At 56.5% G+C, this 11,484-nt stretch carries 10 protein-coding genes and 2 pseudogenes; 10 read left to right on the forward strand and 2 right to left on the reverse strand.

The window, feature by feature from the left end:
* Positions 1-91 precede the first annotated feature (91 nt).
* Entirely contained in the window at positions 92-961 is an 870-nt protein-coding gene (locus ACR0C9_RS21030; RefSeq protein WP_480781956.1) for an SDR family oxidoreductase, read from the forward strand.
* A 12-nt stretch (positions 962-973) separates the two neighbouring features.
* The gene (locus tag ACR0C9_RS21035; protein WP_170623086.1) at positions 974-1,786 is read left to right on the forward strand and encodes an SDR family oxidoreductase; all 813 of its coding nucleotides are present in this window, start codon (positions 974-976) and stop codon (positions 1,784-1,786) included.
* A 208-nt stretch (positions 1,787-1,994) separates the two neighbouring features.
* Here ACR0C9_RS21035 and ACR0C9_RS21040 read toward each other — a convergent pair whose 3' ends face one another.
* Positions 1,995-2,297, reverse strand: a complete 303-nt coding sequence (locus ACR0C9_RS21040) for an SH3 domain-containing protein (RefSeq protein ID WP_480781957.1) — start codon at positions 2,295-2,297, stop codon at positions 1,995-1,997.
* A 102-nt stretch (positions 2,298-2,399) separates the two neighbouring features.
* A pseudogene (locus tag ACR0C9_RS21045) lies at positions 2,400-2,791 on the reverse strand (GFA family protein).
* Positions 2,792-3,078: 287 nt separating this feature from the next.
* Between ACR0C9_RS21045 and ACR0C9_RS21050 the strand changes: the two are divergent.
* From ACR0C9_RS21050 to ACR0C9_RS21085, 8 genes and pseudogenes are all read left to right on the forward strand, one after another.
* Positions 3,079-3,348, forward strand: a complete 270-nt coding sequence (locus ACR0C9_RS21050) for a WGR domain-containing protein (protein ID WP_480781958.1) — start codon at positions 3,079-3,081, stop codon at positions 3,346-3,348.
* 523 nt (positions 3,349-3,871) lie between these two features.
* Positions 3,872-4,276, forward strand: a complete 405-nt coding sequence (locus ACR0C9_RS21055; protein WP_480781959.1) for a DUF3768 domain-containing protein — start codon at positions 3,872-3,874, stop codon at positions 4,274-4,276.
* A 324-nt stretch (positions 4,277-4,600) separates the two neighbouring features.
* Positions 4,601-6,466, forward strand: a complete 1,866-nt coding sequence (locus ACR0C9_RS21060) for a ParB/RepB/Spo0J family partition protein (RefSeq protein ID WP_480781960.1) — start codon at positions 4,601-4,603, stop codon at positions 6,464-6,466.
* Positions 6,467-6,643: 177 nt separating this feature from the next.
* Positions 6,644-7,180, forward strand: a complete 537-nt coding sequence (locus tag ACR0C9_RS21065; RefSeq protein ID WP_480781961.1) for a hypothetical protein — start codon at positions 6,644-6,646, stop codon at positions 7,178-7,180.
* Positions 7,181-7,868: 688 nt separating this feature from the next.
* The gene (locus ACR0C9_RS21070) at positions 7,869-8,069 is read left to right on the forward strand and encodes a hypothetical protein (RefSeq protein ID WP_480781962.1); all 201 of its coding nucleotides are present in this window, start codon (positions 7,869-7,871) and stop codon (positions 8,067-8,069) included.
* Between the two features lie 475 nt (positions 8,070-8,544).
* Positions 8,545-8,970, forward strand: coding sequence for a hypothetical protein (locus ACR0C9_RS21075; RefSeq protein WP_480781963.1), 426 nt, complete (start codon positions 8,545-8,547; stop codon positions 8,968-8,970).
* Positions 8,967-10,802 (forward strand): relaxase/mobilization nuclease domain-containing protein, encoded by a 1,836-nt coding sequence (locus tag ACR0C9_RS21080; protein ID WP_480781964.1) that lies wholly within the window; start codon positions 8,967-8,969, stop codon positions 10,800-10,802. The genes ACR0C9_RS21075 and ACR0C9_RS21080 overlap by 4 nt, the downstream gene beginning before the upstream one ends.
* A gap of 87 nt (positions 10,803-10,889) precedes the next feature.
* Positions 10,890-11,484, forward strand: a pseudogene (locus tag ACR0C9_RS21085) (hypothetical protein); the annotation flags it as partial.

Genomic DNA, 11,484 nt, shown 5'->3' on the forward strand with positions numbered 1-11,484 from the left:
CTGGAGGATCAGGCAAGTATTCTGGTCAATCGGAAAAGAATGAAGCGCATGATGCGACTAACGTGATCAAGACACAGCAAAGGAGACCGACATGCAAAAGGTTATAATCACCGGTATCGCAGGCGGGTTTGGAAAGCCGACTGCGCTCGCGCTTCTTGAACAAGGCTATCAGGTTGCTGGAAGTGTTCGAAGCCGCGAGGGAAAGAGCGCCGAGACAGTTGCCGAGCTTGAAGTGGCGGGGGCGTCCATCGTCGAAATGGACGTGACCGACACGGCCAGCACCGAGCGTGGGATGGCCGAAGCCATTGCCCATCACGATGGCATTGACGTCCTTTTCAACAATGCCGGGATCGGCTCATACGGGATACAAGAGTTGATGTCGCCCGAGGATATGGCACGTGTCTTTGATGTGAATGTCATGGGTGTGCAGCGTGTCATGCGCGCGGCGTTGCCCCATATGCGGACGCAGGGGCGGGGGACGGTTCTATACACCTCCAGCCTGATCGGCCGGATCGCGACACCGTTCTATGGAACCTATTCCGCGTCGAAATGGGCACTGGAAGCGATCGTTGAATGCTATCGGACCGAATTGTCTGGGTTTGGGATTGAATCCTGCATCATCGAACCAGGCGCCATGCCGACTGCCTTCTTCGACGGAATGGTCGCGCCAGCCGACCCGGAACGCGAGGCGCAGTTTGGGGAGTTCGCAGCGGTACCCGCAATGTCCGCAGTCGGCTTGGCCGAGATGATAACGGCGACACCCGATCAACGCCCGGAGCGGATTGCGGAAGCGGTTGTCGACCTTCTGGAAAAACCCTTCGGACAAAAGCCGTTCCGTACCGTTGTGGATCACGTGGGCGTTGGCCCAGAGATCGAGCGCTACAATCACGTGCTTCACGAAGTCACCCGCACTGTCATGACCAACTTCGGCATCGAAGATATGCTCAAGCTCAACGCCTGAAGGAGATACCTCATGAAAACCATTCTGATCACCGGCGCCTCCTCGGGCATTGGAGAGGCCACTGCCAAACATTTCCAAACCAAAGGCTGGAATGTCGTCGCCACCATGCGCAACCCCGACAGCGCAGGCGACCTTGCCGAACTAGACAACGTCCAGGTCGTGCGTCTCGATGTCACCGATCCCGCTTCGATCACGGACGCCGTCGCCGCCGGCATCGACCGTTTTGGCAAGATCGATGTCCTTCTCAACAATGCGGGTTACGGAGCATACGGCGCGCTGGAGGCTTTCTCGATGGATCGCATCCGCCGCCAGTTCGATACCAACGTGATTGGACTGATGGAGGTCACGAAAGCCGTACTGCCGCATATGCGTGCAAACCGCGCAGGCACGATCATCAACATCTCATCCATCGGCGGCCAGATCACATTCCCGCTCGGCACGCTCTACCATGGGACGAAGTTCGCGGTCGAAGGTCTGTCGGAAGCACTACATTACGAGCTTGAACCGCTCGGAATCCATGTCCGCATCGTCGAACCCGGCATGATCAAAACCAACTTTGGCGGGAGTTCATTCGACTTCGCCATGGAAGAGGACCTTGCGGACTACGCGCCGATGGCCGAAGCCATGGGGCGAGTCTTCGGAAAGCTGGCGTCTAATCCGTCCGCCCCAGAGACGGTTGCAGACGTCATCTGGGACGCTGCCAATGACAGCGGTGACCGCCTCAGGTACCGGGCAGGAGTGGATGCGGTGGAGTTGCTCGACAGGCGCAAGACACAGGACGACGCGACCTTTATCGGCGGGATCAAAGAGTTGATGAAAGAGTAAGGCTTGGCGGAACCGCAGCGACAGCGAGGTCCGCTTTCGGGAAGCTGCGCTGCGGCATCGTTTGACACGACGAGAGTCCGGTATGGGCCGGAAGCACGATCGTGGTTTCCCGCTTGATCCCATCACCGGCAACAAGAAAGCTTCACTGCGGCCTTTTCTGCCAGCATTCTATTATTACAGTAAGTTGGCATCGCTGATCATCGTCGTGTTAGATTTTCCGCAAGTATGCCCAAGAGACATACCCCTTTAGTCTACGAGCACGCTCCAATGAAACGCGGCACCAACGTGTGCCACCGGTCTGCTCGCAGCTGTGAACTCGTAGTGCGGTTCCATTTGGAAGACCAACGATCACATTGAAACCTGTTCCAGGTCCGCTGCGCATTTTTAGCATGTCACCGTCTTCGACTCCAAAAACCTCATATGGTCCCGGTGACGCCGCTGCAGCCGGCTCAACGCCCATGACGACCCCTACGAACAAAGCCGCTAAGGGTAAGAAAATTGCATTGCGCATCTTGATGTCCTGCTTGTTGCCTCAACTACAATCGTAGCAATTCGGGTCACCAGAAGGAACAACTCCCAGAAAGAAATGTACGTGATACCAAAGCCTAAACCCCTACATATCTTCCAAGTGGTGGGGAACTCTGGCCCAGTTGGGGGCATCTTTCGCAAAAACCTTTTTCGATGGGCTGAAGTTGTTTGGTTCATCCAGTGTCCCAGCTGCAATGCTCGTCAATCCGAAGGCTGTCACACCCCACAAGCCTGACCCGCAGGTACCGCAGAAATGCTTGATAACAGGTCGGCCTTCCTTTGAGGTCTTCTCAAAGGTCCGTGGTTTGCCCTTCAGTGCTGTAGATTTTCTGACTTTATTATGTACCCGGCGTAGCCATCTGTACCGGTCATCGATAGGCAATCTCTGCAGAAACACATGAGTTGCTGTACCGCTTCACCGGTGATCCGGTAGCGCACTTCACCACAGAAGCACCCACCTTCCAATGATTGTGCCATGTTCGTTCATCCCTTTATGTCCACTGGGAAGAGTAGTGAACATCGTATGCGCCCTAATCTGAGGCGGCAACACTTCCACATTGCTTCTGGCTATCTCACGCGGAATTTCATCATCTGACTAAATGCGGCAGTTTCCGGCCGTGAAAAATTCTCTTCTGCGTGAGTACGGTCATTAAAGAGAGAAAACTGTGCGGATGTCCGCTCAGCAATTGTAGGTCAGTTCCATTGAGGATCAGAATCCATTCCGACGAATGGATCTTGCAAAGTCATTGGACAGACGGTCTGAATTGACCGACAATCACATCATGGAGCTGACGGCAACCACCCCTGTCCACCTGATCCATGTGGATCCAGACGTCAACATGGCGCGGTTCTATGGAATAGAGTTGCAGCCGACGCTGTTTGGCGAAGTGTCCGTTCTTCGTACCTGGGGGCGTATAGGCACAAATGGGCAAGCCATGATGGTGACTTACGAAGGCGAAGCCCAGGCCACAGATGCACTCCAAAAACTCGAAAAGCAAAAGCGCCGCCGAGGGTATGTCCCGGTCGGTGAGTGAATTCGGGTTGCAATCTGTTTTCGTAGCAAATCCCGAGCCTATCGCCTCGTGAGCGGGCTCTAGGTTCCAGCCGACGTATCGGCTTCCACCCAGAACACCCCGGCATGATCTCCCTGACGCAGTAGTCCCTGACCCGTCTCATGCGAGCCGGGGCAGGGGCTTTGGGTCATGGTCGGTCCATGCCGAGGTGATCTGCCCTCCGGGTGACGATCCCTTTTGCGCTTCCGCAGGATCGAAGATCCTTTGGCCTTTTTTATTGGTCAGGCGGGATTTGGACAAGCCAAACGCCACCCGACGTCAGGGAGAAGGCGCGGCCTCCCCCCTCGGACAAGACAAATAGACAAGACCGTGTCCTCGCGCGTTGCGCTGCGGGCCGCTCCACTCTTGTCGATTTGTCCTGTCTCGCCCCCCTCCGCGTTCGCCACGGGGCAGGTTTTAGAGACGACGCCCTTTCAGGGCTCGGCTCAAAACCAGCACCAAAGGGGACCACCCCCGGAGGTCGCATGACATAGGAGAGACGGTTTTGAACAGTGAAGCAACAAAAGACATTGAGAATGACACCAGCCTTCAGGCTGCAGAGATTGCGGTCCAGAATGACCTGTTTCGGAAAGCCTTGATCGATCCGACTGCAGCGATTGAGATGCAGTCCAAAGGCATTCAGGGACAGGTGTTCGTCACGCCGGGCGTGTCCGGCGAAGGGATGGAGTTTCAGACCGCAGCTTTGGCTACAGTGGCATTGGATGACCAGTTTGACGAGGGCAACGACCTTTACGGCGATCACACATTCGGAACGGTGACAATCAGCGGCCAGAAGCTGTTCTGGAAAATCGATCTCTATGACGCGGATTACAAATACGGATCCGACCGTCCTTTTGACACGTCAGTGACGCGGCGCGTCCTGACCGTCATGTGCCCCAGCGAATACTGAGACCAGCCCTGTCCCAAAGGGGCAGGGTCTGCATGCGCAACCTTCGCAGGAAAAGTCCCTCTCGGGACATGCAAGCATGCCCTGCCGGGCAATGGGTGAACCTATGCCCGCAAAAACCTGAAAGGGGGTGATCACAATAAGTCAGGAAACTTTGCAGCAACGACGGCACGAAGCCTTTGAGCTGCTCAAGAAGGGAGGCCTGTCAGCCAACATCGCGCTCCGCTTCTTGAAACAACACGCAGCCGCATAAGCGGCCCCGCTCTACCCCGAGAGGGGTAGGGCACCCTTAACACGAAGCGAAACTCTCAAACAAGGATTTGCCCCATGAGCAAAGTCGAAACATTCACCGCACCGGAAACCATCGAAACCATCGCACTGTCTGATCTCTACTTGTCTGACCTGAACCCACGACAGGACGTTGCCGAGGAAGGCATTGCCCTGCTGGCTGATAGTCTGGTCATGTGCGGACTGATCCAGAACCTCAGCGGATTGCGCGATGCAGATGGTAAAGTTTCCATCGTTGCCGGAGGCCGCCGCCTGCGAGCTCTGAGCATCGCCGTGACCGAGCGGGCCGATCTGGCTCAGGTCCCCGTGAAGGTCACGGATAACCCCTTTGTGGCCGAACAATGGGCCAATGCGGAAAACACCGCCCGGGAAGAACTGGACCCGGTGGACGAGGTCCGCGCCTATGGCAAAATGGCGGAGAAATCCCTGTCTGTTGCCAAGATCAGCAACGCGTTTGGCGTGACCGAAGCCCATGTGCGCCGCCGCCTCGCATTGGCGGGGTTGCCTGCCGCCGTATTGGATGCGCTCAAGGCGGGTGAAATCAGCATGGGGCTGGCGAAAGCCATGACCGTCAGCACCGAAGAAGAGAAAATTCTGGAGGTGCTGGAACAGGCTAAAGAGTGTCGTTGGTTCAGTGAGCATGATGTCAAACAGGCGCTGACGTCAGAGGCTGTCAGCAGTACCAACCGAAAGGCCGTGTTTGTGGGGCAGGAGGCTTATGTTGAAGCAGGCGGCACGGTCACCGCTGATCTCTTTGCAGATGAAACCCTGTTCAATCGAGGCGAACTACTGGATCACCTGTTTGCTGAGAAACTGGCGGCAGAAGCAGTAAAGCTACGCGAAGCAGAAGGCTGGGAGTGGGTGGAGACCCATGAAGACAGCTACATTCCATATGGGTTTTCGGGAAGCGAAGGCATGCACCGTCTGGAGATGGTGAGCCGGGAGTTCACCGAAGAACAGGCCGAGCGGTATGACGAGCTTGCCGAACTCTATGAGGCTGAGGCTCTGGACGCCGATGGCGAAAAGGAACTAGCCGCGCTCGAAGACTATGCCGCGCCTTTCTATTCTGATGATCAGCGCAAGCTGTCCGGCGTGTTTGTCTATGTGGGCAACACCGGTGAGATCAAAACATCATCAGCCTATGTCGCGGCAGAACATGTGCAAGCCGCCATTGAGGCTGGTGTTCTGGCCCCGGTCAAAGAGACAAAGGCCGATGAGAAACCAAAACCGGCCTATTCGCAGAAGTTCATAGACGACATGGTGGCGATCCGGCTGGCAGCGGTTCAAACGGCTTTGCTGGACAAGCCTGACTATGTGTTGAGCCTGTTTGCCTTCTCCGCAACCCCGGCTTCTGGTCTGACCAACACCCTGTTCGGGTTTGGCTATGGTGGCGCTGAGCAAAACACGCCGGAGATCGACGACCAGTTCATCCTTGACCCACGTCTCGGCGGAGAACGGGGTGAGGCGGCAGAGGCAGCCCATGAACAGTTCCAGGAGATGGCCGCACAAGGCAGCGTGGAGGCTTTCAAAGCGTTTCGCGATCTGGGCAAGAAGGTCCGGAATGGAGAGATCACGGCTTTTCTGGCCCGGCGGTTCCTGACCCAACGCCCGGAGTTCATGGCGGAGATTGAGGGTGAGATCGGCGCGGACATGCGCGCGATCTGGACCCCGTCGGCTGAGAATTGCTTCAAGCGCCTGAAAGGCTGGCAGCTGAATGATCTCTACAAAGACCTGCTCGACCTGCATGGTGACACGGACATGTTCAAAGCCTTTGCGAAATCCAAGAAAGGCGCGAAGAACGAGGCGCTGCACAAGTTGTTCAATGATCCGGAACATCAGGTGGCACTTGGTGTGACCGAGGCTCAGAAAGCCCGGATCGATGCTTGGGTGCCGGATTGCTTTTGAACCTAACGGGGCAGGGCGCTTTGCGCCCTGCCTATCAATCTTTGGCTGTGTCAGCCTCAATGATGAAAGCTCAAAGTTGCATTGCGCGAACACCCCGTCGAGCATAGCTATCAGAGGCCGGTCACCCGGCTCATTTTCAAAAGCAATCACCTGATCAGAACGGATTTGGTAAGACTCATGGACACCTCATCAAACAAGCTCGAGAAAGCCGCTCGCCGCGTTTGGAAATCCGCGCAGATGTTTGTCGGGTTTCACACGGATCAGAAAGGCAAGCCGCGCGAACAGCCTAAGCTCTGGCCGCCGAAGAACGGAAGCGCCTCGATCCATGGTGACCCCAGCGCGCAAGAGGCAATTGTTGTCGTCAAAGCCGCTGACCCGGAGACCGCGCAAGACGTGCAGATCAAGCTGCACCCAAACCGCATTGTTGTGCGCCGCGATGCGGATATGTGGTGGCAGGGTGTTGCGATGGATGAGCATTGCGTGACGGTTCGAATGGCCGATAACACGATTATTGAAATCCGACATGACGGGTCGGTCAAACGCCGCTCGGCGGAAGATGAAACTCATGTGGAAGCGGACGGCAGCATCTTCAAGTTCACGGAATTTGCCGAGGCGCATATGACGGGTGACGGCGTGGAAATGACCCGGCGCACCGAGGATCGCATTGCCACGATCACCGCCGACGGTGTTGTCGATCGCGCGCGCAAGCGTTAGCCTGGTTTCAATACCTCGAGACTTTCCTTCGGTTAAACTTGTGGCCCGCTTCAGCGGGCCTCTTTCTTGGAGCGGTATTGCGCGGCCTCTGCCCTTGTACTGGTCCTGCAGCCAGGCGCGCGCGTGAGATTGGTCACGTGGGTCGTCGTGATATCGCAGAGAAACCCACCCCACCAAATTGAGTCCGGCTGATCACCTGATCCGCGCAAGCGCGGTCCAGGGCCGGACCGTCCGGTCTTTGACCTCCGCCAATTGGAATGGGCGGCTTGCACCGCCAGTTATTCTCCATTTGTCATTGCGCGAGCCATACCCGCTCAGAAAGGCCACTCGCACTGGAACTGTGCACTGCTGCGCCAGTGTCGGATCGAGGTGATGTTGCCGCCATAAACCACATCGTGCTGTTCAGATGTTCCGCGCGCAACGATCCCAGAATGCCTTGCCCTTCATCTGGTCTGTCAGTTTCAACCTCGTTGCAGGATAAGATCCTCGGCTGCCCGTGTTTCCGAAGGGATGAACATAATCGAGCAGTCGGGGAAGACGCGCGGCGCCCGGCACGGGCGCTGCGCTTCAACAGGGAATTTCCCCTGCGCCTGCGGCGCATTCCGCGCGGACCAAATTCCCTGCTGACGTCCCCTTGTTGCCCGCTTTTCCCATGTTCATCGAAACACGCCATAGCGAGGATCAAACAATGGCAACTCAAACTCTGAAACTGAACGTCAAAACCGGTGAAAAAGAAGGCATGACTTTCTGGGATCGGTGCGGGGTTCTCTTCGTCAACACCGATGAGGTCGGCAACATCACCTCGATCCAAGTCAAGCACAACATGTTTCCCGGCGTCGAGATGGTGGCCTTCCCTAAGCGGAACGATGACGAGCCCGTCACCGAATGACGAAAGGGCAGGGCGGCGCAAGCCGCCCTTTCCTTTGCTCCGGCCAGAGGCCGGACCACATATGTGCCACGTGTGGCGCGTGGTCCAACGGCCGGGCAGGGGCGATGACCTACCCCAATGCGGCGGCCCTCGTCCCGCCACACCCGCCACGCAGGCGGCGGGAAACTGAGCGCGCTGAGGCGTGCGGAAAATGCCATAATGAACTTGAACGTGCCGGAATGTGACGGGCGCTATTCGGGCAGCCCCCGCTCCGCGTGATTGCCCTGCGCCGGTCCACCGGCACCCACGCCTGTGGTTGGAAAAGGGACGGGACCCTTTTCCCGGCGTGGGGATTGCCTCCAAGAGCAAAACTGTCCCGGCGGCGATTTGAGAAAATACGGATTTCTAAAATCACCTCCGGTTTCCTCTTGGAGAGTATGACAGGATAAGGTAGTTGTGTTACAAATCACAAGTACAACTAAAGATTGATTGAGATTTGGGCGAGAGCAAAACTTTTGACACCAAGGTTTTTTCCGTGCGTTTGCCAGTGGATGCGCTGGAGCGTTTGGAAGCGGCTGTGACTGCGCTCGGAGCCAAGAGCCGCAACCAGATCATCCAGCGACTGATCTATCGGCTGATCGGATATCTCGATTCCGACCCGGCCCTGGTGGATCTCTGGCAGCAGCATCTGCGCCAGGTTCAGGGGGGTTACACCAACCTCAATCAGCTGGCAAAGTCGGCCAAGCGTGGCAGCGTTATCTGGACGGACGACGACCGCCGTGACGTCGAAAACCTCCATCGCGCCATCATTCAGCAGCGCCAGGATCTGAAGGCGCTGATCACCGCAGCGCGCCGAAACCGGGAACCGGAGGCCGCCATTCGGCGGATCCTGCGTGAGGAAAAGGAGGGTGTCGGAACATGACCACGGCAGCCCTTGATCTCACGGCAGCTGATCTGTTCGAACTTGCTTTCCGGGAGGCCCAGAAGGGGATCGACCAGTCCCGGCGGATCGATGTTCAGCTGCAAACTGCCCGGCGGATGAAGTTCCTGATCTCGCGCGCGTCGTCGGTCAAAGCCCGGCTTGGTGCCGTGTTTGGCAAGCCGGAAGCGGTCGTCAAAATTGTGCGCAAGGGTGGGGTGAAAAGCGCACAGGAGCTGTGCCGTCAGATCAACTATCTGACCGTCAGGGCAGGGGGCGTGTTGGACATCCGAGACAATGGCGTGACCCCGCTCGATGCGGATCAGGTCAGTGATTTGATCGAGACTTGGGCCGAGGATTTCAACGGGAAAACCAATTACGGTTACACCCGCCATATGATCGTTTCTTTTCCCGAAGGCACCTATCCGGACGCCGCTCATGAGGCCGGTTTGGAGTTCGCAGATCGTCTGTTTGGCAGCGGTGATTTTGGCGATACCTGGGACTACCTGACGGTGTTCCACAACGACACTGACAACCCCCATGTCCACATCGTTGTGAACAACCGAGGCGTCGAACATGGGCAGTGGTTGGCTATGGGTATGAGCAGCGAAATGAACATCGACGTTCAGCGCTCTATCCAGGTCGAGGTTGCTGAGGAATACGGAATTGAGCTGACCGCAACGACCCGCCTTGAGCGCGGATTGCGGCAGGAAGTTGAGACCGATACGTGGAAAGTTCAGGCCGGAATGTCGGTTGTTGAAACCACTCCGGACGTCGAAGTTACGGCCCGCGACATGGCCGCCGATGTGATGACTCTATCCATCGCAAGAATGTCGGATCTGTTTGATGAGCGCGCCAACGCCATCAAAGACCGGATCGAAGAGTTTGCCATCCAACTCGTTGAAAGTGAGGAACCTATGGTATCGAGAATGGAACATCTACTAGACCAAGCCCATCATTTTGATGATTACGGTGAGCCGGGAGACCCGCCTTATGTGTCCCCCGAAGTCATGAGCAACTTGCGGCGACACATAGAATTAGGCGGTTCTGAGGAAACAATCGCGCCTGAGCTGAAGGCTCAGGTTGTTGCCCATATCAGCGACGTTCGGGACAACGAGCTGAGCTATCCGTATCTGTCTGCTCTTGCTGATATTGTCGATGACAAGGAGTTCCAGGCGTCCGCTAATTATGCCCCGGCAGCACGCCGCTACGAGGTTTATATGCAGGACACCTTGGGCGAGGGGGCCTATGAGGACTTCCAGTCTCAGACCAAAGATTTGCTGCAATCCATCGACAAGATGGAAGGTCTTGCTCGTGAGGTTGACGACCCTCATCTGCGTGTCGCTATGGACATTCAGATTGGCGAGCTGAAGGGCGACGTTGCGGACCTGCGCACCAACGATCCGGACCTTCAAGCCTTCATCATCGAGGACCGCCGCTATTCAACGATGATGGGAATGGGCACCGCCGAAATGGATGTCTTGGACTATCCAGAGGCCGACAAGTGGGCGGCGATCCGCAAGGAAGTCACCGACACGGCCAGCAGCTACGGCCTCGATGGCGAGGCCTTCGTTGCCCGCTTTGGCGATCATCAGAACGTCACTTTGGGCACAACAATGGGATGGCGCAGCGACGATATTTCGACCGCAGCGGCCCACTTCCAGGCTCAAGGATTGTCGGACAGCCACGACCGAGCAGAGGCCGTTGTTGACGAGCTGCACCAGCTTGCTTCTTCCAAGATCATCGCAATCTCAGAAGAACTTTCAGACGTTCACGCCCGCGCAACGCACCCGCTCTTGCAAGGGCGGGGCGATGATGACGGTCACAGCCTGTAAGGAGTTCACCCGGTCTGCCTGATGAGCGCGCCAACGCCGTAGGCAGATCCATCACAGAGTTTTCCATCAACTCGCAAAGGAAAAACTATGGTTTCGCGTACAGACTATCTTTTGAACGAAGTCGAACACTTCGCACCTTATTCCCAATTTGATCAATCCGCCCCGCGCGAGGATCGCGTTTCAGAGCAGATCGACATCATCATGAAAGAGCAGCAGGCGATGGGCTTTGATCGTGCAGCCATCGCTTCAAAGAGCTTCGACATCGAGGACCAGGCCAACCGCCGTGTTAACGAACATACGGCGCAACAAGATTTGGTCGAAGAACTGAAAATCGAATTGGAGGCTGCGGAGCGGTCAGGGGAGCCGGTTGATCTGAACGATATGCAGGCTTTGGTTTCTCAGCACATGAACGATGCTCAGGAGTACGACCTGTATCACCCCTACTATTCGTCGCTGGCGGATCTGTCCTGTGACAAAGGTTTTCAGGATTCCGACGACTACCAGTCGCCCGGTGATCGCTATGTTCAGTATATGCAATCCGCTCTGGGTCAGGCTGGTTTCGAGAACTACGAACAGCAGACCAAGGACATCGTGAACTCCATCGAGAACATGGAGGCTCTTGCACGAGAGGTCGAAGATCCGCATCTGCGTGCTGCAATGGACGTGCAGATCGGAGAGCTGA

The organism is Ruegeria sp. C12 (assembly GCF_056537745.1).